The organism is Mesorhizobium sp. P2_B11 (assembly GCF_056404855.1).
On the sequence record NZ_JBFUDF010000003.1, the window covers coordinates 269,419 to 295,314 of the forward strand.

The following is a 25,896-nucleotide window of genomic DNA, read 5'->3' on the forward strand; positions in this document are numbered from 1 at the left end:
GCCGAGTTTCCAGAGGCGAGGGGGAATCTTTTTGGTCACGACGTCGTGTTGAGCAGGAACGCCGACCGATCAGGGATAGCGCACCGCGCTCGACCAGGCCGGGTCGTCATGCTTTTGCCAATAGAGCGCCATCAGCCGACTGGTGATCGCACCTACCTTGCCGTCGGCGACAGGCATGCCGTCGATCACCGTCACCGGCATGATGCCGCCGGCGGTCGAGGTGATGAAGACTTCGTCGGCTCCCTTCAACGCGGCGACGCTGACATCGGCTGCGGCAGCGACAAGGCCGGCTTCGGCGCAGAGATCGAAGACGGTGCGCCTGGTGATGCCGGGCAGCACGCCGATGGCCGGCGTCGACAGTTGGCCCGCCTTGACGCAGAACACGTTGAAGCCGGGGCCTTCGGCAACATTGCCGTTGAAGTCGAGGATCAGCGCGGTCTCGGCGCCGCGGTCATAGGCATCGTAGAGGCCGCGCACCAGATCGAGCCAGTGATAGTTCTTGATCGCCGGGTCGATCGAGGCCGGCGGGATGCGCACCTTGTCGCTGATGGCGACATGCAGTCCGCGCCGCAACTGCTCGGCATTGGCGACCGAACCGAACGGCACAGCGAATGCCATGAAGCGGTTGATCGCCTGGCGCGGATCGCGGCTGAAGGTCGGCGAGGCGCCGCGCGTGCACAGCATTTCGACATAGGCGGCGCGGTGGCCGGAGAGCGCCACGCAATTGTGGAGGATTTCGGCGACACCATCGCGGTCGAACGGGATCGTCATGCGCAGTTTCTGCAAGCCGGCGAAGAAACGGTCGAGATGCAGGTCGAGCCGAAAGAAGCTGCCGTCCCAGACATGGACGGTGTCGTAGGTGGCGTCGGAATGCAGAAAGCCCCAATCCAGCACCGAGATTTTCGCTTGCGACATCGGCAGATACTGGCCGTCCAGGAAGGCGATGCCGTTGGGATAGGAGTGCGGATCGATATGGCGCTCGGACAGGGTCGGCAAGGACGCAATGCTACCTGCTGCTGCGCTTCGGTTCATGGCGATTGGTCCCTTCGGCTCAATGCGGAATGATCAGGCTAGCGGCCTTCAGCCGACGGCATAGGGCCACCCAGGCAGCGCTGTTTATCCTAGGTAGCCCATTCGATTTGCCCTATGGTCAGCCTTGAAAATATCCGGCCGGGAGGGGGCAACGTGGGCAGATTTTTTCAGACCATCATCTTTGCAGTTTTCCTCGTCTTCGTCACCGGCGAGGCCTTTGCGCAGTGCGCGCGCGAGGGCGAGGAGCTGTGCCAGAGCGGCCAGACCTATCGCTGCGAAAAGACGGGCAGCGAACTGACGCCGATCTTCCAGAACGTGCCTTGCGTGGTCAATGCGACGGGGCTCAACGGCGTCTGGACCGGCAGCGGCCATCAAAGCCCGGCCGGGGCTGGCGGCGCTGACTGGGCGATCGCCATGACCATTGGCGATGGCAGCGCGTCGATCGACTATCCGTCGCTCGGCTGCGGCGGATCTCTGACCCAGCTCTCCCGGGACGACAGCTCGGCGGAATACCGCGAAAACATCACCTACGGCCAGGACAAATGCATCGACGGTGGCGGCATCACCGTCCGGTTCTTCAAAGGGAACCTGTCCTGGACCTGGGTCGGGCAGGCCGACGGCCAGCCCTACAATGCGGTTGCCGTGCTCAGCCGGAAGTAGCCGAAATCATTCCTCGTCGTCGTCGGCCTCGAGCAGGCGGGTGGCGCGCCAGCGCGTCAGCACCATATTGGTCTGCTCGATGACGAAGAAGCGCGCCGAGTCGCGGTCATAGCCCTCGGCCAGCAGCTTTTCATAGTCGGTATGGCCGTGCCTGATATGGGCGATCGTCGCCAGCCACACCGCAATGCCCGGCGGCAGCGTCTTCATATGCACCGCCCCGGCCTCGGCGCGGATTTTCTCCATATCGGCATAGGGCGCCAGCGGCAGGAGCGCGGTCAGCGCCTTGGCGATGGCGCGGCGGCGGCCGGTCGGCGCGCTCATTTGTCGTCGCGCCCGGCAATGGTCGCCCCGGCAAAGGCGTCGGTCGAAGCGAAATAGGGTTTGATGTCGATGACGGGCGTGCCGTCGAGCACATCGATGGCATCGATATCGATGCGGCCATTGTCGATGTCGACGGCGATCAGTCCGGCGACGTGCAGTCCAATCGGGTTCGGACGGGCAGGCGAGCGCAGCGAGAAAACGCCTTTCGGTTCAGTCGCATGGCGCGGCTTTTGCACAATAAGAGTCCGCGGCGCGTGATGCAGCCAGGACAGGATGACGATGTGGCTGGCGCGCTCCAGGGCAAGCAGGCCGTCGCGGTAGGCGGGGTCAATGAGAACCGTTGCCGCCTGTCCGGTCTCGCGGGCGGCTCGCATGTTCTTCGGGCAGCTTTCCCTGGATGTCCATGGCGAGGCGATGCGGCCGATGAACACGATATGGCCATCCGGCGGCATATCGGCCGGGTCGGCCTGCAGGAGCTTTTCGCCGTCGCGCGTCTCGAACATGGCTTTCGCCTCTAGCACATGCTTCCAGTCGATCGTGACCGAAAAGCGCTTCCCGGGCGCAGGGATCACGCGTGCGGCATTTTCTTGTCAGGAAGCGACATAGCCCTTGTCATGCCGCCAAATCTGACATAAACATATGTTTATATCTTTTCAAAGAGAATACGCCCATGCATGTCTCGCTCGATACGATGGTGGATACGTTGAAGGCGGCGGCCGAATCGAGCCGCCTGCGCATCTTGGCGCTGTTGTCGCGCGGCGACCTCACCGTGTCCGATCTCACCGAGATCCTCAGCCAGTCGCAGCCGCGCGTGTCGCGCCATCTGAAGCTGCTGATGGAAGCGGGGCTGATCGGCCGCTACCAGGAGGGCTCCTGGGCATTCTTCCGGCTGTCGGATACGGATTCCGCGCGCGACTTCGTCATGGGTCTGGTGTCAGGCATTCGCGGTGCCGATCCGCAGGTTGAGCGCGACCTCGAACGGCTGGCTGCCGTCAAGCGCAAGCGGCAGGATCGTGCGGCCGAATATTTCTCCGAAAACGCCGCCAGCTGGGATCACATCCGCTCGCTGCACGTGCCCGACCGCGCGGTGGAAGCAGCACTCCTCAAACTGGTCGGCAAGCGGCCGTTCCAGTCGATGCTCGATCTCGGCACCGGCACCGGGCGGCTGCTCGAAATCTTCTCGCCGCTCTACCGGCGCGGCGTCGGCATCGACATGTCGCGTGAAATGCTGACGGTGGCGCGCGCCAATCTCGACAAGGCCGGCATTGCCAATGCGCAGGTCCGCCAGGGCGACATCTTTGCGCCGCCGGTCGAGCGCGACGCCTTCGATCTCGTCACCATCCATCAGGTGCTGCACTATCTCGACGATCCGGCGCGTGCCATCCGCGAGGCGGCCAGGCTGCTGCGCCCGGCCGGCCGGCTGGTAATCGTCGACTTCGCGCCGCATGCGCTGGAGTTCCTGCGCGACCAGCATGCGCATGTCCGGCTGGGCTTTTCCGACCGGCAGATATCAGAATGGTTTGCCGAGGCCGGGCTCGACCTCGAGGATGCCCAGGAATTCGAGCCGCGCGGTGGCAACGAGGCCAGGCTTACCGTCAAGCTGTGGCTCGGCCGCGACCGCCGTCTGCTGATCGCCGAACCTTCCAACGATACTTTTCCGGCAAGGGAAACCGCCTGATGAACCAGTTCCGTTTTTCCCGCCGTCCCGACATTGGCGACAAGGTCCGCGTCTCCTTCGAGTTCTTCCCGCCGAAGACCGATGAGATGGAGGCAAGGCTCTGGGACACCGTCACCAGGCTGGAGCCGCTGAAGCCGAAATTCGTTTCGGTGACCTATGGCGCCGGCGGCTCGACACGCGAGCGCACGGCCCGCACCGTCAAGCGCATCCTCAACGAGACGACGCTGACGCCGGCGGCGCACATGACCTGCGTCGACGCCGCGCGCCATGAGGTCGACGCCGTGGTCCGCGAATTCGCCGAGATGGGTGTGAAGCGCTTCGTGGCGCTACGCGGCGATCCGGCGGCGGGTGTCGGCACCGCCTACCGGCCGCATCCCGACGGCTATGCCAATGGCGCAGAACTGGTCGGGGCGCTGAAGGGCGCCGGCGATTTCGACATTTCGGTCTCGGCCTATCCGGAAAAGCACCCGGAAAGCCCAGACTTCGCCACCGATTTCGACATGCTGAAGCGCAAGGCCGACAATGGCGCGACGCGGGCGATCACCCAGTTCTTTTTCGACAACGATCTCTATGAGCGCTACGTCGAGAAGGCGCGCCGGGCTGGCATCTACATCCCGATCGTGCCCGGCATCCTGCCGGTGCACAATTTCACCCAGGTCGCCAATTTCTCGGCACGCTGCGGTGCGCTGGTGCCGGCATGGCTGGCCGAGCGTTTCGAAGGACTGCACAACGACCCGCAGACCCATGCTTTGGTGGCTTCCGCAGTGGCGGCCGAGCAGGTGCTCGACCTCGTCGAGCGCGGCGTCAGCGATTTCCACTTCTACACCATGAACCGGGCCGACCTGGTGTTCGCCATCTGCCACATGATCGGCATCCGCTCGCACGAGGCGGAGGCGGCAGGATCAGCGGCGGCTTGAGTGGTTGGAAATGCAAAAGGCCGGGCGAAAAACCCGGCCTTTCGAATAGCTTAGACTATTTTGGTGCTGTCTTCTTCCGCTCTGGCGGTTACGGAAGAACGCCTATGATAAGGGCGCCAATGAATGCGAATGCAGCACAGATCATCAATGCGTTGATTGGCCTCGTGAGTCCCATGTCATAGCCTCCTCTATGAAAGAGCTATGTACGGAGTCTAGGGTCATTTGTGCCACAGGCAAGCGGAAAATATGCTGCAATGCGACGCGATTGTGAAATTTGCGACCTGCCGCCTGGCGTTAGGCATTGAAACTCTTCGGCAAATGCCCGCTGCCGGGCTGTGAATAAATTGTGACGGGTCTGTGGCGGAAGCGTGGCATGGCAGCGCTACCATCCCTAAAGCGCATCGCGTTTGAGCGGATTCACGCGCCGCGCTTTAGGTCTTGTTTTTGTGCATGTCGTTCGCTCAAAAACCGCGGCCACTTTTGAGCGACATTCATTAGCGTCGACCGAACAGCCGCCCGTCGATCGTCACCAGGCCGAAGGCAATCAGCGCCATGCCGCAGAACTCAAACAGAGCGAGCCGCTCGCCCAGGAACAGCAGGCCAAGCAAGATGGCGCTGGCGGGGACGATGAGGGTGACCAGCGAGGCGTTGGTGGCGCCGGCAGAGGCGACGAGATTGAAATAGAGGATGTAGGCGAAGGCGGTGGACAGCAGCGCCAGCGCCAACACCGCCGCCCAGACCGGCGGCGAGGCCGAGAACAGGCCGGCCGGGCCGTAGGTGAACAGCACCACCGGGATCATGATGATGGTCGACGCCGTCAATTGTCCGGTGGCGATGACCGGCGAGGGCACGCCCTTGAAGCGGCGGGCGATCATCAGCGCGACGGCATAGGAGAGCGAGGCGCCGATCAGCGCGAACTTCGCCCAGACCGGACCGCCGAGCCCGGCCAGCAGGCCTGGGCCGATCATGACGGCGGTGCCGGCAATGCCGAGCCCGATGCCGGCAAGCTTGTTCCACGACAGTTTTTCGTCTGATGTCAGCGCGTTGGCCAGGATCAGCGTCCAGAACGGCGTCGTCGCATTGAGCACAGAGGCGACGCCGGCGCCAAGCGCGGTCTGGCCGGCAAAGATCAGCGAGAACGGCACGACATTGTTGGCGAGCGCCAGGAGGAAGAACAGGCCGGCATGCGGAAAGGCGAGGCGGAAAGAGGGACCGCGAATGGCGAGATAGAGTTGCAGCGCGATTGCCGCGATGGCGACGCGAAACAGCACCAGCACCAGCGGGTGCATTTCGGCAACGGCGATGCGGGCAAAGAAGAACGATCCGCCCCAGATGGCGCCAAGCAGCAGAAGCTGGCCCCAATCCCTAAGGGTCATCGGTCCGCGTGGCACGGATGTCGCGGCTATCGCCATGTGATTCGTCCTCCCCAAGACGGCCTGAATGCCAGTCGGTCAGGCAAAGGGCATATCGGGTTTGGCGACAAGGGCCACCCGAAACCCGATTGATGGCAAAGGCTGACATCTGGAGTAGTGCCGCAGCGTCGGCGCCACGAGACACAGAATTGTTTTCTTTAGCCGCTAGCATGGATTAATTGTGCGCAGCCGAGAAGTTAGGGGATTCGTCCATGCAGCGATTCGAGAATGCCCGCGAGGCGGCGCTGGCGCTTCGTCCGGACGACCCGGTCTACTGCTTTCGCCCGCAGGTGCTGAAGGCGGATGCCAAACAATTCATGGGCATGTTTCCCGGCAAGACCGCCTATGCGGTCAAGACCAATGGCGAGCAGATCGTGCTGAAGGCGCTGGTCGAAGCCGGCGTCACCGCCTTCGACGTGGCCTCGCCGGGCGAATTCGCCGCCGTGCGCGCGGTGTCGCCCGATGCCGAGATGCTTTACATGCATCCGGTCAAGGCGCAGTCGGACATCAAACTGGCGCTGGAGAAATACGCCATCCGCGTCATTTCGCTCGACCATGAGGACGAGATCACCAAGCTGACTCGCGTGGTGCGGGCGCTCGACATCGATCCGGGCGCCATCAGCGTCTTCGTGCGCGTCCAGACCAAGGGCTCGGCGGCCTACGAACTGTCGAAGAAGTTCGGCGCCGGGCCGGCCTATGCCGTGGAACTTGCAGAGCGGCTCAACCGCACCGGCTACAAGGTCGGCCTTTGCTTCCATGTCGGCAGCCAGATCGAGGATCCCGACACCTATGAACGGGCATTGGCCTCGGCCGACTGGGTGCGCAACCGGCTGACCTTCGACGTTGCCGGTCTCGATGTCGGCGGCGGTTTTCCTGCCGAATATGGCCATGATCCCAACCGCAAGCAGATCGAGATGCCGTCACTCGGCCAGATCATGTCGCGGCTGTCGGGCGACCTCAGGGAATATCAGTTCGACCAGATGCCGCTGGTGGCCGAGCCTGGCCGGGTGATCGTGGCGCGCTGCCTGTCGCTGATCGTGCGGGTGCTGTTGCGCAAGGGCAAGCGGCTCTACATCAATGACGGCATCTGGGCGTCGCTGTCGGATTCTTGGACCGGCAAGATCACGCTGCCGGCGCGCTTCATTCCCGATCCGGCGATCCGCTCGCGCAATGGCGAGGAGAAGAACATCGTGCCGTTCAAGGTCTGCGGCGCGACCTGCGATTCCGTCGACATCCTGTCAAGGCCGTTCTGGCTGCCGGAAACCGTCGACACCGGCGACTGGATCGAAATCGGCCATATCGGCGCCTATTCGCTGTCGCTGAGGACCCGCTTCAACGGCTTTTATCCCGACCCTTTCGTCGAGGTGACGACACCCTTCGACGAAGGCGACGCACCGCAGGGTTTTGCGAGTTTGGAGACGATGGCGGATTGAGTTTCTTCCTTCTCCCCTTGTGGGAGAAGGTGTCGCCGAAGGCGACGGATGAGGGGTGTTCCAGCGGAGTGAGACGTCGGCTTTCCCTGGAACACCCCTCATCCGTCTCGGCGCTGCGCGCCGATCCACCTTCTCCCACAAGGGGAGAAGGCAAGGGGGCTACAGCTTCGCCAAAAGCTCCGGCGTCGGCCAGCCATCGACCGGCAGCCCGAGCCGCATCTGTTCCTTGCGGATGGCTTCGCGGGTGTTGGTGCCCAGAATGCCGTCGACGGTGCCGACGTCATAGCCCCTGGCTTCGAGCTTGGTCTGCAATTCCTTCATCTGGTCGCCATTGAGACCGGTTTCGGGATTGCGCGGGTCGAACTGCTTTGCCCCTGCCAGCCGTGCCGCGAGGTTTGCCGCCGTGAGCGCGTAGGTGAAGGACTGGTTCCATTCGAGATAGACGTCGAAATTGTCATAGGCGAGGAAGGCCGGGCCCTTGCGGCCCATCGGCAGCGCCAGGCCGGCCTTCAGGCCGTTGTCGATCAGCGGCGTGCCGTCGGGGTTGGTGACGCCCCAGGCGGCCCATTGCGACAGCGGCAGCTTGTTGGTGCGGCCGGTCTGCTCCCACGGCATGTCCTCGGGCACGCGCACTTCCTCGATCCAGGGCTGGTCGCGTTTCCAGCCGCGCGACATGACCTTGCTGGCCGTGGTCATGATCACGTCGGGGACGCTGCGCCGGAGGTCGACGATGCCATCGCCGTCGCCGTCGACGCCGCGCGCCAGATAGTCGGAAGGCAGGATCTGCGTCTGGCCGATCTCGCCGGCCCAGGCGCCGGTGACGTCGGCCGGCACGACGCCGCGATCGATCAGCGTCAAAAGTGGCACCAGTTGCGGCCGAAACAGCTGCGGGCGGCGGCAGTCGTGCGACAGCGTCACCAAGGCGCTCAGCGTGTGGAAATCGCCCTGCACGGCGCCGAAATCGGTCTCCAACCCCCAGAAGGCGGTGATGATCGGCGCCTGGACGCCGAACTGCTGGTCGGCGCGGGCGAAAACGTCGGCGTATTTCTTCAGATTGGCCGCGCCCTGTTTCAGCCGGTAGGCCGAGATCATGCGGTTGGAGAACTGGATGAAGGTCTGGGCGAAGACGCCCTGGGCGCGGTCACGCGCCAGCACCTTGTCGTCGATGGTGGCGGCTTCCAGCGCGTCGAGGCCGGCAGCGCCGACGCCAGCAGCCTTGGCTTCCGCCGCGACGCCTTGTTTCCAGGCTTCGAAGTCGCCGCCGCATTCCTGCGCTGCCGCCGGCATGGCCGCGGCGCTGAGCAGCAGGGCCGCGAGCAGCCCGGAGCGCAGTCGGCTCTTCGACTGTTTCCGGCTCTGATATTCCTGTGGTTGCAAATCGGTTCGCATGAACCGTCGAAAAGCAGGCGGCAGCGCCGGTGTCAACGGTTCTTCTGCCGCAGCCCCTTTTTTGAAAGTGGTGCTGCCGTTGAACCCGGTGTCAACGGGTGTTCTGCCGCAGCCACTTTTTCCACGCGGCCTCGGAGCCGTTGAAGACGTTGATGTCGGACTTGCCGCTTATGCCCGGAACGATGCCGGTTCCGGTGTATTGCCAGAAGGTGAAGGGGTGGCTGCCGTACTTCTGGCGGGGATGACCGGCGACCGAGCGCAGCCAGTAGGGATAGCCGCGGAAGGTCGACAGATCATTGTCGTCGAAGAAGTCGATCGAGGTGTAGATGATCGGTTTCTTGCCGTAATGTCGCTCGATGATCTCAAGAAAGGTGGTCATCTCGGCCCGCACCGTCGCGGAATCCGGGCGCAGCCGGCAGGTCGGCGATTGCGGGTTCCACTCCATGTCGAGCACCGGCGGCAGTGCCGAACGGTCGACAGGCACGTTCTCGATGAACCAGCGCGCCTGGGTGGCGGCCGGCGTGCAGAAATAGAAGAAATGGTAGGCCGCGCGCGGAATGCCATTGGCTTTGGTGCGGGCCCAATGCTCGTTGAAATAGTCGTCGAAACGATCGCCGCCCTCGGTCGCCTTGATGAAGGCGAAGGAGATGCCGCTGGCCTTGGCTGTCGGCCAGTCGACCGAGGTCTGGTACTTTGAGACATCGGTGCCGTGAACGGCGTAATTCCAGGGCGCGCCGCTGTCCCATTCATGCGGCTTGGAGTCTTCGAAGCGCGGCGCGCGCACAGCAACCGTCGGGCTGCTCGAAGGCGACATCGACGGCACGAGATCGCCAGCGGTCGAACAGGCGGCCAGAAGCGTCAACGAGATGAGGGCCGCGAAACGGCGCATCGCATTTCCCGAGCCGGAATCAGCCGGTCGCTGTTGGGTTGTCGTTAAGGGTGCCCCCAGGCGATCGCCCCACAGCATCGCCTGATTCTCCATCTTTATGCCTGCCTTTGTCCCAAAACCACTCGGTGATTGCGGGCGGCGTGCACCCTGTGATCGCCGATCATGGTTGATATCTGGTTGACGGCGCTCGACAGGAACTCCGATTTTGCGGAAGCAATGGCGGCAAATCGATGACATAAATCGAGCCGGAAGCGACCGGGCAGCTGAAAGCAGGGATTAACATGCGGATCGTCGTCAAAATCGTCAAATGGCTGCTCGGTCTGGTCGTGCTGGCGGTTGCCGCGCTGTTTGCCTGGCTTTACATCGCGCCGCCGGAACTGATCCGCGTCGGTTCGGGCTATTCGGCCAAGATCGTCTGCTCGAATGTTTTTATCGCCGGACGTGACCCCAACGAGGTGCTGGCTGTCGATGTGCAGGCGCCCGGCCATCCGCTACTCAGGCTGATGAAAGTGTCGGTGGACAAGAACAGGGGGACAGTCTCGGCCGGGCTGCTTGGCTTCCTCGGCAAGAGCGTTGCCGTCGCGCGCGACGGCCTGGGTTGCGCCTCGGTTCCCGATGGCGATGTCGGCAAGGTACGGCGCACGACAATCCCTGCCGAAGCGTCGGTGGCCGCCAAGGGCGATCTGTGGCCTGAGGGAGATCGGGTCGATGCCTCGCAGAATCCCGAGATCGGCAAGATCCTCGACGATGCGGGGATGACCGGAACCGGCATGCGGGCGGTGGTGGTGGTGAAGAATGGCCGCATCGTCGCCGAGCGTTATGGCGACGGCTTTTCGGCGAAGACGCCGCTGCTTGGCTGGTCGATGACCAAGACGGTCAATGCCGCGCTCGTCGGCACGCTGGTCAAGGACGGCAAGATGGCGGTGACCAACCAGGGCCTGTTCGGCCCCTGGAAGGCGGACGGCCGCGCCGCCATCAGTCTTGCCGACATGATGGCGATGTCGAGCGGGCTGGAATTCAACGAGGATTACGGCGACGTCGCCGATGTAACGCGCATGCTCTATCTCGAGCCTGACATGGCGGGCTTCGCCGAAGCCAAGCCGCTGACCGGCGAGGTCGGCAAGGTGTTTTCCTATTCGAGCGGTACGGCGGTGATGCTGTCGCGGCTGTGGCAGGATGCGATCGGCGACAAGGCGAAGGCGCTGGTTTGGCCGCGGACCGCGCTGTTCGCGCCGCTTGGCATGCAAAGCGCGGTGCTCGAAACCGATGAGCAGGGCACTTTCGTCGGCTCATCCTATCTCTACGCCACCGGCCATGACTGGGCGCGTTTCGGCCAGTTCCTGCTGCAGGGCGGCGTGTGGAACGGCAACCAGATCCTGCCCCCCGGTTTCGTCGACTGGATGCGCGAGCCGGCGCCCGCCTCGAAAGTCTACGGTAAGGGCCAACTATGGATCGAGGCACCGGGCGACGAAGAAAATCCCGGCGCCGGCGTCGCCGCCGGCCTGCCCAAGGACACCTACTGGATGGAGGGCCATGACGGCCAGACGGTCGCCATCATCCCGTCGGAGCAGCTGGTGGTGGTGCGGCTCGGACTGACTCCGGCCAAGCTCGGCTACCGGCCGCAAGTGATGCTTGGCGCGCTGGTGAAGGCGCTGCATTAGCTCCCTTTACCCTCCCCTTGATGGGGAGGGTCGGCGCGCAGCGCCGGGGTGGGGTGCCTAGCGCTTCACCCCCACCCGCGCCTTCGGCGCGACCTCCCCCATCGAGGGGGAGGTGAGGTTGGGCTGCGCGATCACCGCCAGCCATGCATAACCCCGATAAAGCGTGCGGAAACGGAAGCTTGCGCCGGTTCGCCGAGATTCTGATTCCAGGACTTCGCGCAATGATTCACGCGGCGCGACATGGAATTTCTTGAGCCAGCCGCGCAGCACGGTGCGGAACCAGCTCGGCAAACCTTCCTGCTGGCCGAAATCGACGACGTGGAGCGAGCCGCCGGGCGCAAGTGCCGCAAGGGCTGCCGAAACCGTCTTTTCCCAACCAGGGATCATCGACAGGGAATAGGACACGAAGATGCGGTCGAAGCGTTCGACGCCGAACAGCGTTTTGGCATCGAAATCGGTGGCGTCGCCGCGCGCCAGCACGGCGCGGCCGGACAGGCCCTCGCGGCCAATCGCCTTGCTGGCGGTCTCCAGCATCTCGGCGGAGATATCGAGGCCGTAGAAACGGGCGTCGGGGTAGCGGCGAGCGGCAAGCGCAATGTTGCGACCGGTGCCGCAGCCGAGCTCGAGCACTGTTCCTTTCGCCGGCACGTCCAGCCCCGATATCATCTGGTCGCGGCCGAGCAGGTAGTATTTTCGGGTCAGGTCGTAGATGTGGCGCTGCCAGCGATAGACGCCGTCCATTAGCTCGGCATGGTCGGCCGGCAGCTCGCTCGTGCTCATGCCGCGCGCTTCACATAGAGGTGGAAGCCGCCATAGATCGCAGAGCGGTCGCGGGCCGAATAGTCGCGCGAGGCCTCGTCCTCATAGTTCCACTGGTCGAGCAGCGACGTCGAGACGCGGCCTGGCAGCAGGCTGGGTTCGGCGGCGGTGCGGAAGATGACGCGGGCGCCGACCGAGGCGGTGCGGGTGATCTCCGACCACAGCGCATTGAGCTGGTCGTCGGTCATCCAGTCCTGCGCGTCGAGCAGGATGAAGCGGTCGACGGTCCCGGCGTCCTTGCCGGCCAGGAATTCGATCAGATTGGCGTGATGGATGCCGACCCGATCGACATTGTTGCGGATCGCCTTGTAGTTGGCCTCTTCGAGATAGGCGGGCAGGGCGGCTTCGCCCGGATTGGGATAGCGGCGGGCAAAAGCCTGCCAGGCGAAGTAATTGTTCTTCAACGGGAAATCGCAAGCGAGCTTTTCCAGCCTGGCCTTCAGCACGCTGGCCATCGAGCCGTCGCCCGAGGTGATCAGCGAATCGTACTGCGCCGGCGGAATGCCGAGGCCGAACAGCGAAGCCTTGCGCGACGTCGCCCAGCGCAACAGCTTCTTGTCGAAGACCGGCGCCAGCTCCTCGTTGAAGAAGCGGCGCTGGTCGGCGATGCTCTTCGACGCCATGATGCCGGCGGGATCGACGCCGAAGAATTTGCCGGTGCGATGGCCCATGGCGATGAACAGGCCGAGCAGGCCGGTCTGGTAGAAATTGCGGTCGAAGACGGTGATGCGCCGGCGGCCCCGCCAATTGCGACGCTCCCAATAGTGCCGGCTGACCGGATCGAGATGCGGCGCGATGAAGCGGTCATAGGCTTCCGAATTGTGGCTGGTGTCGGCGGCGCCGAAGAAACGGAACAGGTCGCCCTGCGAAGGCAGATGCCGCACCGCTTCCAGCTTCATCCGGTTCAAGGCGATATGGGCGGCGTTGAGATCGACCGCATCGACGCGTTCAGGCGACCGGGTGAGGTAGGCGAGGATATTGCAGCCGCCGGACGCGATGGTGACGACGCGGTGGCCCTGGCCAAGCTGCATGGCCTCCATGTCGACTTCGGGGTCTTCCCAGATCTGCGGGTAGACAAGGCCGGAAAACAGCAGCGCAAACAGCCGCTCGGAAAGGCCGGCCTTTGACAGCGGGCGGTTCTGGTAGACAGCCTTTCCAACTTCCTTGCCACGGCGAAAGACCAGATCTGCCGAAACGTCCGTCATGGCTAATGATTCCCCGTTTGCTTTGGCGCAAGCGGGTAGCGCAGCGTCATGACAGGCCAGTGACAGGCTGTTGACGCTTCAGCTTGTTGTTTTGCTGCAAGTCGCTTTCCCAAAACGGATGAACAATTTTTGAGCGGTGTGCATCAAGCTTGGCCAAACCCTCCCGGCGTCGGCGTCGTCAGGATGACGGCGTCACCGGCGTCGAGCACGGTCTGGTCGCAGGCCATCAACGTCTCGATGCTGCCGTCCTGGCGCCGCACCTTGGTCGAGCCAACCTCGCCATCGCCGCCACCATCCAGACCTTGCGGCGGGCGGTTGCGGTGCGAGGACAGGATGGCGCATTCCATCTTTTCGAGGAAACGGATCGTCCGCTTGGTGCCGTCGCCGGCGCTCCATTTGCCTTTGCCACCCGATCCCTCGCGGATGTGAAAATCCTCGAGCAGCACGGGAAAGCGCAGTTCCAGCACCTCCGGATCGGTGAGGCGCGAATTCGTCATGTGGGTGTGGACGCCGGAGGTGCCTGCAAAGCCGCGGCCGGAGTTCATCTGCCCGGCCGGCGAGCCTGAGCAGATAGTCTCGTAGTATTGGTACTGCTTGTTGCCGAAGGTCAGGTTGTTCATCGTGCCTTGCGCATTGGCCATGGCGCCCATGGCACCGAACAGCGCGTTGGTGACGTGCTGCGAGGTTTCGACATTGCCGGCGACGACGGCTGCGGGGTAGGCCGGCTTCAGCATCGAGCCGTCGGGGATGATGATGTTGATCGGCCGCAGACACCCGGCATTCATCGGGATCATGTCCTCGACCATGACCCGGAAAGCGTAGAGCACCGCGGCGCGGGCAACGGGCTCGGGCGCGTTGAAATTGTTCTTCATGACAGGCGAGGTGCCGGTGAAGTCGACGGTTGCTTCGCGCTTTTGCCGGTCGACCGTGATCTTCACCTTGATGACCTGGCCGGTGTCGGTCGGGTATTCATACTGCGAGCTGTCGGGCAGCCTTTCCAGCACGCGGCGCACGCTTTCGGCGGCATTGTCCTGGACATGGCCCATATAGGCCTCGACGACATCGAGGCCGAAATGGGAGACCATTTTGCGCAGTTCCGCCACGCCCTTTTCATTGGCGGCGATCTGCGCCTTTAGGTCGGCGATGTTCTGGTGCGGGTTGCGGGCGGGGTAGGGGTGGTCGGTGAGCAGCGTCTGCAGCTCCGCCTCGCGGAATTTTCCGCGATCGACGACGCGGAAATTATCGAACAAAACACCTTCCTCGTCGACCGTTGTGGCCAGCGGTGTCATCGAGCCGGGTGCCGTGCCGCCAATGTCGGCATGATGGCCGCGCGAGGCCGCCCAGAACAGGATCTCTTTCTTGGCGTCATCGAACACCGGCGTCACCACGGTGATATCAGGCAGATGCGTACCGCCATTGTAGGGGGCGTTCAGCGCAAAGACGTCGCCGGGGTGCATGTCGCCGGAGTTCAGCCGGATGATGGTTTCGACCGAGCGGTCCATGGAGCCGAGATGCACCGGCATGTGCGGTGCGTTGGCGACCAGCGCGCCGTGGCGGTCGAAGACGGCGCAGGAAAAGTCCAGCCTTTCCTTGATGTTGACGGAATAGGCGGTGTTCTGCAGCGTCACCCCCATCTGCTCGGCGATCGACATGAAGAGGTTGTTGAAGACCTCCAGCATCACCGGATCGGCTTCGGTACCGAGGGCGGCCGTGCGCACTTTCCTTTCGGTGCGGCGGATGACGACGTGATTGAGATTGGTGATTTCGGCTTGCCAGCCCGGTTCGACAACGATGGTCTGGTTCGGCTCGATGATGAGAGCGGGGCCCGCGACCAGGTTGGACGGGCGCAGGTTCTCGCGGCGATGGATGCCGGCTTCGCGCCACTGGCCTTCGGTGTAGATGCGCCGCGTTCCGGAAGCACCGGCTTCAACCCTCGCCGGTCCGGCGGGCGCATAGGCTTCGGTCGTGGTTTCGGTGACTTCGCTGCCTTCGACGCCGACGGTCTCGACGATCATCGGCTTGTCGTCATAGACGAAACCGAACTGCGCCTTGTGGGCGATTTCGAAGTCGCGCCTGGCCTGGAAGATCGAGTCCTGCTCGAAATTCACCGGCAGTGTGGTGTCGGTGCCATCATAGCGGATGTGCAAAACCGGCTTTGCGGCAACCTTGTCCTCGGCGATGCCTTGCGCGGCGAGTTCGGCGACGACGGCCTTTTTCAAACTGGCAATGAGGCTGTCGATCTCGGTTCGCGACTCCTCTGCAAGCGGCTTGAGCAGCGCCTGCTGGCGCGACGCGAAAACCGACGACAGGCCGATGCCGTAGGCCGACAGCAGTCCGGAGAAGGGGTGGATCAGCACCGCTTCCATGCCGAGCGCGTCGGCAACCAGGCAGGCATGCTGGCCGCCGGCGCCACCAAAGCAGTTCAGCAGATATTCGGTGACGTCATAGCCGCGCTGGACGGAGATCTTCTTGATGGCGTTGGCCATGTTTTCCACCGCGATGGTGACAAAGCCTTCGGCGACTGCCTCCGGCGTGCGACCGTCGCCGATCTCGGCGGCAAGGGCTTTGAATTTTTCGCGCACGGCGGCGACGTCCAGCGGCTGGTCCTGGCCGGGTCCGAAAATCGCCGGGAAGAAATCGGGCTGCAGCTTGCCCAGCATCACATTGGCGTCGGTGACCGCGAGCGGACCGCCGCGCCGGTAGGCGGCTGGTCCGGGATTGGCGCCGGCGGAATCCGGCCCGGCGCGGAAGCGGCCGGCTTCGTAATGCAGGATCGAGCCGCCGCCGGCGGCGACCGTGTGGATGCGCATCATCGGCGCACGGATGCGCACGCCGGCAACCTCGGTGTCGAAGGCGCGCTCATACTCGCCGTCATAATGGGCGACGTCGGTCGAGGTGCCGCCCATGTCAAAGCCGATGACTTTCTCGAAGCCGGCGAGCTTTGCCGTCTCGACCATGCCGACAACGCCGCCGGCCGGGCCGGACAAAAGCGCGTCCTTGCCCTGGAACATGTCGGCTGCGGTGAGCCCGCCCGACGACATCATGAACATCAGGTGGGGGGACTGGCTGATCTCCCCCCTTGTGGGGGAGATGCCCGGCAGGGCAGAGGGGGGCGTGACAGAGTGAGGCGCTGGCGACACAGCGCTCAGTTCTCCCGCCACCCGTTGCACATAGCGCGACAGGATCGGCGACAGATAGGCGTCGACCACCGTGGTATCGCCACGGCCGACCAGCTTGATCAGCGGCGAGACCTCATGGCTGACCGAAATCTGCGAGAATCCAATCTTGCGGCAGACTTTCGCCACCGCCCTCTCGTGGTCGGGGTATTTCCAGGCATGCATGAAGACGATCGCCACCGCATCGATGCCGTCGGCCTTTGCCTGTTCGATGGCGGGACGGCAGGCGGCAATGTCGAGCAGGCGCTCGACGGAGCCATCGGCGCGCACGCGTTCGTTGATCTCGATGACGCGCTCATAGAGCTGCTCGGGAAGGATGATCTCCTTGGCGAAGATATCCGGCCGCGCCTGATAGGCGATCTTCAGGGCATCGCGAAAACCCTTGGTGATGAGCAAAAGCACGCGGTCGCCCTTGCGCTCCAAAAGCGCGTTGGTGGCAACGGTGGTGCCCATCTTGATGTCGCCGATCAGGCCGGGCGGAACGGCAGCGCCGGATTTCAGGCCGAGCAACTCACGGATCCCGGCTATGGCCGCATCAGGGTAGGCTTCGGGATTTTCCGACAGGAGTTTTTTGGGATGCAACCCGCCATCCGGGTCGCGCCCGATCACGTCGGTAAAAGTGCCGCCGCGGTCGATCCAAAAATCCCAATTCTTGTCCACGCAGAGCTCCGGCATTGCATTTGGTTTCAGACTGTTAGTTCGCCGTCGCGCGGCCTGCAATCGGCTATAGGGATGTTACATGCCGAAACGCAACGTTACGAAACTCATGGCCGTCTGATGCATTTCCCCTTCGACCGTTCACCGGAACGTGAGCGTGTGTTGAAGGAGAGATGTCATGAAAAAGCTCATTCTTGCTTCCGTTTCCGCCCTGGCCCTGCTGGGCGTCGCAGCTTGCAGCGACAGCGGTACGGATAACACCACCACCCAGAGCACCAATCCGCCAGCCGCCGAGCCCATGAAGCCGGTGACGCCGGATGCACCGAAGCCCGCAGAACCGGCTCCGGCAACACCTGCTCCTGCCGCCCCCGCGCAGTAGCAGCAGTCTCGGTCACTTTGATGTGACGGGAGAGGAGGCCGGCTTCGCGCCGGCCTTCCTGCGTTCAGGGGCCGCTCTGGGCGGTTTCGGGGGCGACGATCGGCTAATTCCAGCACTTTGCGATCTGGCGCGTCGGTTGTTTGCGTAAATCGATCCACCCTGCGGCACTGTCTCGGCTTGATAGCGATGGCCGGCGGCCCTAATAAGCGCTCATGTCGATTTGGGATCGCCTCGGCGAGTTCATCACCCGTGTTTCTTCTTCAGCCAGTTCGGGCGTCGCCGAAGTGGTCGAGGCTGTGCGTACTGTTTTCTCTGGTGACGCCGAGCTGCGCAAACAGGTTGCCTTCTCGGTCGCGATGATTGCGCTTTCGGCCAAGATGGCCAAGGCCGACGGCATCGTCACCCAGAACGAGGTGCGTGCCTTCCAGGAAATCTTCGAGGTGCCGAGGGACCAGACCCGCAATGTGGCGCGGCTCTACGATCTGGCCAAGCGCGACGTTGCCGGCTTTGAAATCTATGCCGAGCGCATGGCGCAGATGTGCGGCTCTGGCCATTCCAACTGCATGATGCTGGAAGACATACTCGACGGCCTGTTCCACATCGCCAAGGCCGACGGGGTGGTGCATGAGCGCGAAGGCATCTTCCTGCACCGTATTGCCGAGATTTTCCGCATCGACGAGGTGCATTACGAGGCGATCATGGCCAGGCACGTCAATCTCGGCGCCGGCGATCCCTATGTCGTGCTCGGCATCGAGCGCGGCAAGCCGTTCGAGGAGGTCAGGAAGCGGTATCGCAAGCTGGTCTCCGACAATCATCCGGACCGGTTGATCGCGCGCGGCCTGCCGCAGGAATTCATCAAGATCGCGACGACCAGGGTGGCGGCGATCAACGCGGCCTATGAAATGATCGAGCGGGGCCTCAGGCACGCATGAGCGGCTTCCTGCCCGACGAGCCAGGCGCCGAGGTCAGGGTATCGCCGAATTTCGGCCCACGGCGCGATGCGCTCAGACCCGACATGATCGTGCTGCACTATACCGGCATGGCGACGGGTGCCGCGGCCGAAGCCTGGCTGTGCGACCCCGCCAGCGAGGTTTCCTCACACTATCTGGTCCACGAGGATGGCCGCATCGTCCAGATGGTGCGCGAGAGCGACCGCGCCTGGCATGCGGGCGCCAGTTCCTGGTTCGGGCGCACCGACATCAACTCCTGCTCGGTCGGCATCGAAATCGTCAATCCGGGCCATACGCTCGGTTATTCGACCTTTCCCAAGCGGCAAATCGAGGCGGTGATTGGCCTTTGCAAAGGGATAATCAGGCGGCATTCCGTCGCGGCTCAACGCGTGCTCGCCCATTCCGACGTCGCGCCGGGGCGCAAGATCGACCCAGGCGAGAAATTCCCCTGGAAGGCGCTGTTTGCGGCCGGGGTCGGCCATCTCGTGCCTGCGGCGCCGATCCGGCGCGGCCCGGTGCTGAAAGCCGGCGATACTGGCGGCGAGGTCGAGGCGCTGCAGTCGATGCTGGCGCTCTACGGCTATGGCGTGGAGATATCGGGCGCCTTCGACCGCCAGACCGAAATGGTCGTCGAAGCGTTTCAGCGGCATTTCCGCCCGCGGCTGGTAAATGGCGTCGCCGACGGCTCGACGGTCCGCACGCTGCAAAGCCTGCTGGCTTCCGTTAGGGCAGCCTAATCCAAACAGTCTTTTCCAGGGTCTTTAAGTTACAGCCTGTCACTGAAAGTGAATTGCCTCGCCTTGTTCGACACCAATTCGGCCCTCAAAGGCGTTGCGTGCAAGTTATCGGACATTCAGCCCCCCGGATGTTTCGATATTGATTAGGCGTTGCTGCGCGAAGATCTTCGCGCGGCCCAGACAGAACAGGACCACATGCAGAAATTGACCGTTGTAACGGCAGCTATTGCTGCCGGCGTGATGACTTTTGCCTTCAGCGCGGCCGATGCCGCACCACTGAGCCAGAGGGCAGACCAGGGCTTCATCGCCACCCCCGCCAAAACCGCCATGACGAAAGCGAGCCCGAAAGCCAAGAGGACAGCCACTGCCAAAGTGCAGAAGGCAGCCGTGGTGAAGGTCAGAAAAGCGACGGCCAAGAGGAATTTGAAGCGCGGCAGGAAGAGCATCGACCTGACGACGACCGCGTCGATCCGCCCGAGCACCGCTTCAGAGTCGACCGCGGCGGCGGCCCTCGGCGGCCAGTATTCGGCGATCATTGCCCGCTATGCGGCGGCCGAAGGCGTGCCGGTGTCGTTGGCCAAGGCGGTCATCAAGATCGAGAGCAATTATCGCCCCAACATCGTCGGCAGCGCCGGTGAGATCGGCCTGATGCAGATCAAGCCGGCGACGGCGCGGATGATGGGCTATAGCGGTTCGACCAAGGGCCTGTTCGATCCCGACACCAACATCAAATACGGCATGAAGTATCTCGCCATGGCGCGTAACCTCGGCGGCGGCACGACCTGCGGCACCATCCTGAAATACAATGCCGGCCATGCCGCGACGCGGATGAACCCGGTGTCGGCCGCCTATTGCGGCAAGGTCAAGGTGCAGATGGCTGCGTTGGGATCGCCGGCATAAGTCTTCTTTTTCGTTTGCGTTTTGGAACGCGAACCCCTTTATACGCCCTGCCAGCTGGCCGGGCGGCCGCACCCGCAAAGCCGAAAGGCTGCGGGTGAGGAAAGTCCGGGCTCCATGGAGACACGGTGCCGGTTAATGGCCGGCGGGGGCGACCCCAGGGAAAGTGCCACAGAAAGCAAACCGCCCCGATTTATCGGGGTAAGGGTGAAAGGGTGGGGTAAGAGCCCACCGCGCGACTGGCAACAGGAGCGGCACGGTAAACCCCACCGGGAGCAAGACCGAATAGGGACGGTGCGAGGGGAAACCTTCGAGGGCTGTTTCCGGCTCACCGTTCGGGTAGGTTGCGTGAGACGCATGGCAACATGCGTCCAAGATGAATGGCCGCCACGTTCTCGCCTCGCAAGGGGTGAGGGCCATACAAAACCCGGCTTACAGGCCAGCTGGCAATTTTCCGCGAAATCGAAGATCTTTTGAGATCAGCAGGTTGCGCCCTCGGGCGCGCCTGTCGATTCAAGCGCCGATCTTGTCCAGCGACGCCTCGATCGCCTGCCATAATTCTTCCACCGGTTCGCAACCCACCGATAGGCGCACGAAGCCGGGTGGCACGGCATCGCCGCGTTTGGCCCGCCGCTCGGCCGAGGTGTGGACGCCGCCGAAGGATGTCGCCGCCTGCATCAGCGTGCAATTGTTGATGAAATCCTCGGCCTTGCCCTCTGAGGCGAATTCGAAGGAGACGAGGAAGCCGAAGCGCTCCATCTGGGCGCGGGCGAGGTTGTGCGACGGGTCGCCTTCCAGCCCGGGATAGCGCAGGCCGCTCACGGCGCGATGATCTTTCAGGCGCTTCGCGATCAATTCCGCCGACGTGCACATGCGATCGAAGCGCACATCCAGCGTCTCCAGGCCGCGATGCACCAGCCAGGCCTCGAACGGTCCGGGAATGCCGCCCGCCAACTCGCGCCATCCGGTGACGGCGGCGATGATGTCGGGATCGCGGCTGGCGACATGGCCGAACAGCACGTCGGAGTGGCCGTTGGCCGCCTTGGTGTCGGCGGCAACGACGATGTCTGCGCCGAGATCCAGCGGGCGCTGGCCGAACGGCGTCATCGTCGTGTTGTCGACGACGACGATTGCGCCCGTCCCATGCGCGGCCTCGGCGACGGCTGTGATGTCGCAGATGTCCAGTCGCGGATTTGACGGGGTTTCGATGTAGACGAGCCGATAGCCGTCGAAGCCACCATCGAGAAAGGTCGATGTCGGCCTGAGATCATAGCTAATGCCGAACGGCTTCAGGAAACGCTCCGCCAGCGCTCGCGTGGCGTGATAGCCGTCGGATGGCAAAAGGATGCGGTCGCCGGATTTCAACAGGCCGAAAAACACCGCCGAGATCGCCGCCATTCCCGAGGGGAAGCCGACGCATGGGGCGTCTTCCAGATGCGCCAGCATGTGCTCGACCGCATCCCAGGTGGCGTTGCTGTAGCGGCCGTACTGACTGTAGCCGGCGCCATCGCCCGGGTTGTGGAAAATGGCGGCCATGGTCAGCGGCAAAGGGATGGGATCGCCTTTGGCAAGCCCGTCGCGACGCAGATGGGCAAGGGAGGCCGCGCGTGACCTGGCTGTTTCGGACATGGATTTCAAACCTTGTTGCTGGGCGAAAAGACGGGCCGACGCTATGCGTGGCGGCGATGCGCGGCAAGCCGCTTCCGGTTGGGCCAAGCCGCTCTAAACGGTTCGTTAGGCTTAATGGGAGATAAAGACGGGAGCGTCGTCAAAGCTGCTCTCACCGGTTGTGGCGCGCGCGATTGTGAAGCCCGTTCCCGTTGACGCCCATAGTGCCCCATGATATCCCATTTCGATACCAAAGCCTTCGTTCCGCGTCAGGGTAAAGCGTACGCCAATCGGGCAGCCGCGGCGGCTGTGCGTTTGCCGGGTTTTGCTGTTGGGACCGAAGCAGATTTTCGGCAGGGGACGCGCCTCGCTGGCGCGGACGAAAACATGGAGAGGGGTGCGGCGGCGGAAGCGGCTGTAGCGTGTCATGGACCGGTTTCTGTCAAGCGCGGTGAACAGGATCGATGCGAAGGGGCGGGTCTCCGTTCCGGCGCATTTCCGCGCGGTCGTGCAGAAGCGCGGTTATTCCGACCTCTACGCGTTGCGTTGCCTGGATGTCGCGGCGATGGATGTCGGCGGTCTCGATTTGCTCGACCGCTACGAGCAGCGCATCGCGCTGGAGGATCCATTTTTGCAGACGGCAGACGACATGTCGTTCTTCTGCCATGGCGACGGGGCGTTCCTGAAGCTCGACCAGGACGGCCGCATCACGATGAGCGATTTCATCCGCGAGCATACGGGCATTACGAGCGAAGTGGCTTTCGTCGGCCGCGGCAATTTCTTTCAAGTTTGGGAACCAGGGCGGCTTGCCGCCTATGGGGCGCAGGCGCGCGCCCGGCTTTTGCAGCTTCGGCAGGGGACGAAGCCTGGGGAGCGACCGGAATGATGGCAGATCACGGCGATGATATCAGCGCCGTTGGCGGATCGGTCCGCCACATTCCGGTCCTCCTTGCCGAAGTGCTGGAAGCGCTCGCGCCCACAGAAGGCGATGTGATCATCGACGGCACGTTTGGCGCCGGCGGCTATACCAAGGCGATCCTGGCAAGCGGTGCCTCCGTTGTCGCCATCGATCGCGATCCGGACGCCATTGCCGCGGGACGCAGCCTGGAGCAGCAGTTAGCCGGCAGGCTGAGGCTGGTGCAGGCGCCGTTCTCGACGCTGGACGAACAGGTCGAAAGCGCCGACGGCGTTGTCCTCGACATCGGCATTTCCTCCATGCAGGTCGACCAAGCCGAGCGCGGCTTTTCGTTCCGCGCCGACGGGCCGCTCGACATGCGCATGGCGCAGGCGGGCTTGAGCGCCGCCGATGTCGTCAATTCTTTCAAGATGGGCGACCTTGCCCGCATCTTTGGCTTCCTCGGAGAAGAGCGCAACGCTGGCCGCATCGCCCGCATGATCGAGAGCCGCCGCGAAAAACGCCCGTTCGAGCGCACGCTCGACCTCGCCGATGCCATCGAGACGCATATCGGCCGCGCGCCGAAGGACAAGATCCACCCGGCCACCCGCGTCTTCCAGGCGCTGCGCATTTTCGTCAATGACGAGCTTGGCGAACTGGCCAAGGCGCTGGTGGCGTCCGAGCGCGTGCTGAAGCCCGGCGGGCGGCTTGCCGTGGTGACGTTCCATTCGCTGGAAGACCGCATCGTCAAGCGCTTCATCGCCGACCGCGCCGACGTCGCCACCGGCTCACGTCATTTGCCCGAGGCGCACGCCCGCACCGCGACCTTCCGCAAGGCTGGTGGCGGCGTGACGGCAGGCGATGCCGAGGTTGCTGCCAATCCGCGCGCCCGCTCGGCCAGGCTGCGCGCTGCTATCCGCACCGAGGCGCCGGCGCGCGCCGGCGACCTTTCGATTTTCGGCCTTCCAAAACTTCCCGGCATCCAGGCGCCGCGAGAGAGGTGAGCACTTGTTTCGAACCAGCGACATAGTCCTGATCGCCGTCATGGTTTCGGCCGCGGCCTTCACCTACAAGGCCAAGCGCGAGGCCGAGGAACAACTGGCCTCGGTTCAGAAGATCGAGGCGCAGATCCGCTATGAGGAGGACACGATCGACCTGCTCAAGGCCGACTGGAGCCTGCTGACCCAGCCGTCGCGCCTGCAGAAGCTGGCTGAAACCTACAAATCGCAGCTTGCGCTCGAGCCGGTCAATGCGCGTCAGATCGTCGGGATCGACGATCTTCCGGCAAAACCGCTCAACATCGAGGACCTGTCGTCGCAGCGGCTTGGCGGCATGGCCGACAATTCCGACAAAGGGCCAGCCGGCAAGGATCCCGTGGTGACCGGAGCCATCGTCCAATGAGCGTCGGGTTCCCAATGAGCGTCAAGCTTCCGAAGATCGGTGGGTTGCTGAAGCGGCGCGCAAGGACCGGCGAGGACGGCTCGATCGTCGTCGAAGGCGCGCGCAAGGCGACCGGCGGCAAGGCCAAGACCCGCATCATCATGACGATGGCGGTGTTCTTCGGCATCTATTCGACCATCGCCGGGCGGCTGGTCTATCTCGGCTTCCAGAACCCCGATATGTCGAACGGGCCGCAGAGCCGGGTGACGGCCTCGCGCCCCGATATCGTCGACCGCAACGGCGAAGTGCTGGCGACCGACATCAAGACGGCATCGCTGTTTGCCGAGCCGCGCCGCATCGTCGATGCCGACGAGGCGATCGAAAAGCTGTCGACCATTCTGCCCGATATCGACCCCGAGCAGACCTACCACAAGCTGAAGAGCGGCGCCGGCTTTGTCTGGCTGCAGCGGCAGCTGACGCCCAAGCAGCAGGCCGACATCATGCAGCTCGGCATTCCCGGCATCGGCTTTCGCACCGAAAAGCGCCGCTTCTATCCGGCCGGCGTGACCTCGTCCTACATTGTCGGCCTCACCAACATCGACAATCAGGGCATCTCCGGCATGGAGAAGTACATTGACGAGCAGGGGTTGAGCGACTTGCAGGCCTCAGGGCTCGCGGTGGCAAAGGACCTGAAGCCGGTGCAGCTTTCGATCGATCTGCGCGTCCAGCATGTGGTGCGCGACGAGATCGCCGCCGGCCTTGAACGCTACCGCGCCATGGGCGCCGGCGCCGTCGTGCTCAACATCAAGACCGGTGAAGTGGTGGCCATGGCCTCGGTGCCGGATTTCGATCCGAACAATCCCTTTAATGCGCAAGACAAGGACCGGCTTAACCGCATGTCGGCCGGCCTCTACGAAATGGGCTCTACCTTCAAGAGCTTCACCTCGGCGATGGCGCTCGATTCCGGCAAGGCCAACATGACCAGCCGTTTCGACGCGTCGCATCCGATCCGTGTCGGCCATCAGGCCATCCACGATTTCCATGGCAAGAACCGCGTGCTGTCACTGCCGGAAGTGTTCCTCTATTCCTCCAACATCGGATCGGCCCGCGAGGCCGAGCTGGTCGGCATCGAGGGGCACCGCGAATTCCTGCATCGCCTCGGCCTTCTGGACAGGATGCAGACCGAACTTCCTGAAGTCGCCCGCCCGACCGAACCGAAGGTCTGGAAACAGGTCAACTCCTTCACCATCGCCTTCGGCCATGGCGTGTCGACGACGCCGCTGCAGGCGGCTGTCGGCTGCGCGGCGCTGATGCAGGGCTACCTGATCCCGCCGACTTTCCTGGTCCGCAGTGAGCAGGATGCCATGGCGGTGGCCAAGAGAGTGGTCAGCGAAAAGACGGTGGAGGGCATGCGCTACCTCTACACGCTCAATGCCGAGAAGGGCTCGGCCAGAAACGCCAGGGCCCCTGGCTACCGCGTTGGCGGCAAGACCGGAACGGCCGAGAAGGTCATCAATGGCCGCTACTCGAAGGAACTGAATTTCAACACCTTCGTCGCCGCTTTCCCGATGGACGATCCGCAATATCTGGTGTTTACGATTGCCGACGCTCCGCATCCGGAAAAGCCCGGGATGACCGACGTTGCCGCCAACAATGCGGGGGTCATGGCCGGCAATATCATCCGGCGGGCAGCGGCCATGCTTGGCGTGAAGCCAGATTTCAGCCATGAAAATGGTGCAACGCTGGTTTCCTATCAGTGATTCTTGGGGCGCGCCGGCAACTGCGCGCTATTTTGTTGAGA

Annotated in this window: 24 protein-coding genes and 1 other RNA gene; 14 read left to right on the forward strand and 11 right to left on the reverse strand. The window is 63.4% G+C overall.

The annotated features are described in order from the left end of the window. Positions 1-69: 69 nt before the first annotated feature. A complete protein-coding gene (locus AC1DYJ_RS09850) occupies positions 70-1,032 on the reverse strand; it encodes an aminotransferase class IV (protein ID WP_477280442.1) in 963 nt (320 codons plus the stop codon). 153 nt (positions 1,033-1,185) lie between these two features. On the opposite strand from AC1DYJ_RS09850, the gene AC1DYJ_RS09855 reads away from it, so the two are divergent. Continuing rightward, positions 1,186-1,692 carry a hypothetical protein gene (locus AC1DYJ_RS09855; RefSeq protein WP_477280443.1) on the forward strand — a complete coding sequence of 169 codons (507 nt, stop codon included), beginning with the start codon at positions 1,186-1,188 and terminating at the stop codon, positions 1,690-1,692. 6 nt (positions 1,693-1,698) lie between these two features. Here the strand turns inward: AC1DYJ_RS09855 and AC1DYJ_RS09860 are convergent, their stop codons facing one another. Further along, the gene (locus AC1DYJ_RS09860) at positions 1,699-2,013 is read right to left on the reverse strand and encodes a DUF2293 domain-containing protein (protein ID WP_477280444.1); all 315 of its coding nucleotides are present in this window, start codon (positions 2,011-2,013) and stop codon (positions 1,699-1,701) included. Further along, a complete protein-coding gene (tsaA, locus tag AC1DYJ_RS09865) occupies positions 2,010-2,516 on the reverse strand; it encodes a tRNA (N6-threonylcarbamoyladenosine(37)-N6)-methyltransferase TrmO (RefSeq protein ID WP_477280445.1) in 507 nt (168 codons plus the stop codon). The genes AC1DYJ_RS09860 and tsaA overlap by 4 nt, the downstream gene beginning before the upstream one ends. A gap of 167 nt (positions 2,517-2,683) precedes the next feature. On the opposite strand from tsaA, the gene AC1DYJ_RS09870 reads away from it, so the two are divergent. Together AC1DYJ_RS09870 and metF are read left to right on the forward strand one after the other, a co-directional pair. Beyond that, positions 2,684-3,691: an ArsR/SmtB family transcription factor gene (locus tag AC1DYJ_RS09870; RefSeq protein ID WP_477280446.1), complete on the forward strand. Its 1,008-nt coding sequence runs from the start codon at positions 2,684-2,686 to the stop codon at positions 3,689-3,691. After that, positions 3,691-4,608 (forward strand): methylenetetrahydrofolate reductase [NAD(P)H], encoded by a 918-nt coding sequence (metF, locus tag AC1DYJ_RS09875; protein WP_477280447.1) that lies wholly within the window; start codon positions 3,691-3,693, stop codon positions 4,606-4,608. The genes AC1DYJ_RS09870 and metF overlap by 1 nt, the downstream gene beginning before the upstream one ends. A gap of 494 nt (positions 4,609-5,102) precedes the next feature. Here metF and AC1DYJ_RS09880 read toward each other — a convergent pair whose 3' ends face one another. Next, positions 5,103-6,020: a DMT family transporter gene (locus AC1DYJ_RS09880; RefSeq protein ID WP_477280448.1), complete on the reverse strand. Its 918-nt coding sequence runs from the start codon at positions 6,018-6,020 to the stop codon at positions 5,103-5,105. A gap of 212 nt (positions 6,021-6,232) precedes the next feature. On the opposite strand from AC1DYJ_RS09880, the gene AC1DYJ_RS09885 reads away from it, so the two are divergent. Next, positions 6,233-7,453: an alanine racemase gene (locus tag AC1DYJ_RS09885; RefSeq protein WP_477280449.1), complete on the forward strand. Its 1,221-nt coding sequence runs from the start codon at positions 6,233-6,235 to the stop codon at positions 7,451-7,453. Between the two features lie 159 nt (positions 7,454-7,612). Here the strand turns inward: AC1DYJ_RS09885 and AC1DYJ_RS09890 are convergent, their stop codons facing one another. Together AC1DYJ_RS09890 and AC1DYJ_RS09895 are read right to left on the reverse strand one after the other, a co-directional pair. After that, positions 7,613-8,842: a lytic murein transglycosylase gene (locus AC1DYJ_RS09890; protein WP_477280450.1), complete on the reverse strand. Its 1,230-nt coding sequence runs from the start codon at positions 8,840-8,842 to the stop codon at positions 7,613-7,615. Positions 8,843-8,933: 91 nt separating this feature from the next. After that, positions 8,934-9,731, reverse strand: coding sequence for a glycoside hydrolase family 25 protein (locus AC1DYJ_RS09895; protein ID WP_477280451.1), 798 nt, complete (start codon positions 9,729-9,731; stop codon positions 8,934-8,936). Positions 9,732-10,012: 281 nt separating this feature from the next. Between AC1DYJ_RS09895 and AC1DYJ_RS09900 the strand changes: the two genes are divergently transcribed. Then, positions 10,013-11,392: a serine hydrolase domain-containing protein gene (locus tag AC1DYJ_RS09900; protein WP_477280452.1), complete on the forward strand. Its 1,380-nt coding sequence runs from the start codon at positions 10,013-10,015 to the stop codon at positions 11,390-11,392. Between the two features lie 57 nt (positions 11,393-11,449). Here the strand turns inward: AC1DYJ_RS09900 and AC1DYJ_RS09905 are convergent, their stop codons facing one another. From AC1DYJ_RS09905 to AC1DYJ_RS09915, 3 genes are all read right to left on the reverse strand, one after another. Next, positions 11,450-12,172, reverse strand: coding sequence for a class I SAM-dependent methyltransferase (locus AC1DYJ_RS09905; protein WP_477280453.1), 723 nt, complete (start codon positions 12,170-12,172; stop codon positions 11,450-11,452). Next, positions 12,169-13,416 carry a BtaA family protein gene (locus tag AC1DYJ_RS09910; protein ID WP_477280454.1) on the reverse strand — a complete coding sequence of 416 codons (1,248 nt, stop codon included), beginning with the start codon at positions 13,414-13,416 and terminating at the stop codon, positions 12,169-12,171. Before AC1DYJ_RS09910 ends, AC1DYJ_RS09905 begins: the two co-directional genes overlap by 4 nt. A 143-nt stretch (positions 13,417-13,559) precedes the next feature. Beyond that, on the reverse strand, positions 13,560-17,252 hold the full coding sequence (locus tag AC1DYJ_RS09915) for a hydantoinase B/oxoprolinase family protein (RefSeq protein ID WP_477280455.1): 3,693 nt from the start codon (positions 17,250-17,252) through the stop codon (positions 13,560-13,562). 175 nt (positions 17,253-17,427) lie between these two features. Between AC1DYJ_RS09915 and AC1DYJ_RS09920 the strand changes: the two genes are divergently transcribed. From AC1DYJ_RS09920 to rnpB, 5 genes are all read left to right on the forward strand, one after another. Next, entirely contained in the window at positions 17,428-17,628 is a 201-nt protein-coding gene (locus tag AC1DYJ_RS09920) for a hypothetical protein (protein ID WP_454574879.1), read from the forward strand. Positions 17,629-17,840: 212 nt separating this feature from the next. Continuing rightward, positions 17,841-18,560 (forward strand): TerB family tellurite resistance protein, encoded by a 720-nt coding sequence (locus tag AC1DYJ_RS09925; RefSeq protein WP_477280456.1) that lies wholly within the window; start codon positions 17,841-17,843, stop codon positions 18,558-18,560. After that, positions 18,557-19,315 (forward strand): N-acetylmuramoyl-L-alanine amidase, encoded by a 759-nt coding sequence (locus AC1DYJ_RS09930; RefSeq protein ID WP_477280457.1) that lies wholly within the window; start codon positions 18,557-18,559, stop codon positions 19,313-19,315. Before AC1DYJ_RS09925 ends, AC1DYJ_RS09930 begins: the two co-directional genes overlap by 4 nt. Before the next feature lie 195 nt (positions 19,316-19,510). After that, on the forward strand, positions 19,511-20,215 hold the full coding sequence (locus tag AC1DYJ_RS09935; protein WP_477280458.1) for a lytic transglycosylase domain-containing protein: 705 nt from the start codon (positions 19,511-19,513) through the stop codon (positions 20,213-20,215). A gap of 50 nt (positions 20,216-20,265) precedes the next feature. Next, positions 20,266-20,663, forward strand: an RNA gene (gene rnpB, locus AC1DYJ_RS09940) — RNase P RNA component class A. 62 nt (positions 20,664-20,725) lie between these two features. Here rnpB and AC1DYJ_RS09945 read toward each other — a convergent pair. After that, on the reverse strand, positions 20,726-21,841 hold the full coding sequence (locus AC1DYJ_RS09945) for a cystathionine gamma-lyase (RefSeq protein WP_477280459.1): 1,116 nt from the start codon (positions 21,839-21,841) through the stop codon (positions 20,726-20,728). 111 nt (positions 21,842-21,952) lie between these two features. Beyond that, entirely contained in the window at positions 21,953-22,249 is a 297-nt protein-coding gene (locus AC1DYJ_RS09950; RefSeq protein ID WP_477280460.1) for a hypothetical protein, read from the reverse strand. On the opposite strand from AC1DYJ_RS09950, the gene mraZ reads away from it, so the two are divergent. From mraZ to AC1DYJ_RS09970, 4 genes are read left to right on the forward strand one after another with little or no spacing between them, the layout of a single operon-like run. Beyond that, complete coding sequence (gene mraZ / locus AC1DYJ_RS09955; RefSeq protein ID WP_477280461.1) at positions 22,248-22,706, forward strand: division/cell wall cluster transcriptional repressor MraZ; 459 nt, start codon at positions 22,248-22,250, stop codon at positions 22,704-22,706. The genes AC1DYJ_RS09950 and mraZ overlap by 2 nt on opposite strands. Further along, on the forward strand, positions 22,703-23,719 hold the full coding sequence (gene rsmH, locus AC1DYJ_RS09960; RefSeq protein WP_477280462.1) for a 16S rRNA (cytosine(1402)-N(4))-methyltransferase RsmH: 1,017 nt from the start codon (positions 22,703-22,705) through the stop codon (positions 23,717-23,719). The genes mraZ and rsmH overlap by 4 nt, the downstream gene beginning before the upstream one ends. A gap of 4 nt (positions 23,720-23,723) precedes the next feature. Next, positions 23,724-24,116, forward strand: a complete 393-nt coding sequence (ftsL, locus tag AC1DYJ_RS09965; RefSeq protein WP_477280463.1) for a cell division protein FtsL — start codon at positions 23,724-23,726, stop codon at positions 24,114-24,116. Positions 24,117-24,130: 14 nt separating this feature from the next. Then, positions 24,131-25,855, forward strand: coding sequence for a peptidoglycan D,D-transpeptidase FtsI family protein (locus AC1DYJ_RS09970; RefSeq protein WP_477280464.1), 1,725 nt, complete (start codon positions 24,131-24,133; stop codon positions 25,853-25,855). Positions 25,856-25,896 lie beyond the last annotated feature (41 nt).

Excerpts from the sequence above, each read along its gene's own strand:
- AC1DYJ_RS09850 (WP_477280442.1), bottom strand. The coding sequence starts at position 1,032 with ATGAACCGAAGCGCAGCAGCAGGTAGCATTGCGTCCTTGCCGACCCTG.
- AC1DYJ_RS09860 (WP_477280444.1), bottom strand. The coding sequence starts at position 2,013 with ATGAGCGCGCCGACCGGCCGCCGCCGCGCCATCGCCAAGGCGCTGACC.
- tsaA (WP_477280445.1), bottom strand. The coding sequence starts at position 2,516 with ATGTTCGAGACGCGCGACGGCGAAAAGCTCCTGCAGGCCGACCCGGCC.
- AC1DYJ_RS09870 (WP_477280446.1), top strand. The coding sequence starts at position 2,684 with ATGCATGTCTCGCTCGATACGATGGTGGATACGTTGAAGGCGGCGGCC.
- metF (WP_477280447.1), top strand. The coding sequence starts at position 3,691 with ATGAACCAGTTCCGTTTTTCCCGCCGTCCCGACATTGGCGACAAGGTC.
- AC1DYJ_RS09880 (WP_477280448.1), bottom strand. The coding sequence starts at position 6,020 with ATGGCGATAGCCGCGACATCCGTGCCACGCGGACCGATGACCCTTAGG.
- AC1DYJ_RS09885 (WP_477280449.1), top strand. The coding sequence starts at position 6,233 with ATGCAGCGATTCGAGAATGCCCGCGAGGCGGCGCTGGCGCTTCGTCCG.
- AC1DYJ_RS09890 (WP_477280450.1), bottom strand. The coding sequence starts at position 8,842 with ATGCGAACCGATTTGCAACCACAGGAATATCAGAGCCGGAAACAGTCG.
- AC1DYJ_RS09895 (WP_477280451.1), bottom strand. The coding sequence starts at position 9,731 with ATGCGCCGTTTCGCGGCCCTCATCTCGTTGACGCTTCTGGCCGCCTGT.
- AC1DYJ_RS09900 (WP_477280452.1), top strand. The coding sequence starts at position 10,013 with ATGCGGATCGTCGTCAAAATCGTCAAATGGCTGCTCGGTCTGGTCGTG.
- AC1DYJ_RS09905 (WP_477280453.1), bottom strand. The coding sequence starts at position 12,172 with ATGAGCACGAGCGAGCTGCCGGCCGACCATGCCGAGCTAATGGACGGC.
- AC1DYJ_RS09910 (WP_477280454.1), bottom strand. The coding sequence starts at position 13,416 with ATGACGGACGTTTCGGCAGATCTGGTCTTTCGCCGTGGCAAGGAAGTT.
- AC1DYJ_RS09920 (WP_454574879.1), top strand. The coding sequence starts at position 17,428 with ATGAAAAAGCTCATTCTTGCTTCCGTTTCCGCCCTGGCCCTGCTGGGC.
- AC1DYJ_RS09925 (WP_477280456.1), top strand. The coding sequence starts at position 17,841 with ATGTCGATTTGGGATCGCCTCGGCGAGTTCATCACCCGTGTTTCTTCT.
- AC1DYJ_RS09930 (WP_477280457.1), top strand. The coding sequence starts at position 18,557 with ATGAGCGGCTTCCTGCCCGACGAGCCAGGCGCCGAGGTCAGGGTATCG.
- AC1DYJ_RS09935 (WP_477280458.1), top strand. The coding sequence starts at position 19,511 with ATGCAGAAATTGACCGTTGTAACGGCAGCTATTGCTGCCGGCGTGATG.
- AC1DYJ_RS09945 (WP_477280459.1), bottom strand. The coding sequence starts at position 21,841 with ATGTCCGAAACAGCCAGGTCACGCGCGGCCTCCCTTGCCCATCTGCGT.
- mraZ (WP_477280461.1), top strand. The coding sequence starts at position 22,248 with ATGGACCGGTTTCTGTCAAGCGCGGTGAACAGGATCGATGCGAAGGGG.
- AC1DYJ_RS09950 (WP_477280460.1), bottom strand. The coding sequence starts at position 22,249 with ATGACACGCTACAGCCGCTTCCGCCGCCGCACCCCTCTCCATGTTTTC.
- rsmH (WP_477280462.1), top strand. The coding sequence starts at position 22,703 with ATGATGGCAGATCACGGCGATGATATCAGCGCCGTTGGCGGATCGGTC.
- AC1DYJ_RS09970 (WP_477280464.1), top strand. The coding sequence starts at position 24,131 with ATGAGCGTCAAGCTTCCGAAGATCGGTGGGTTGCTGAAGCGGCGCGCA.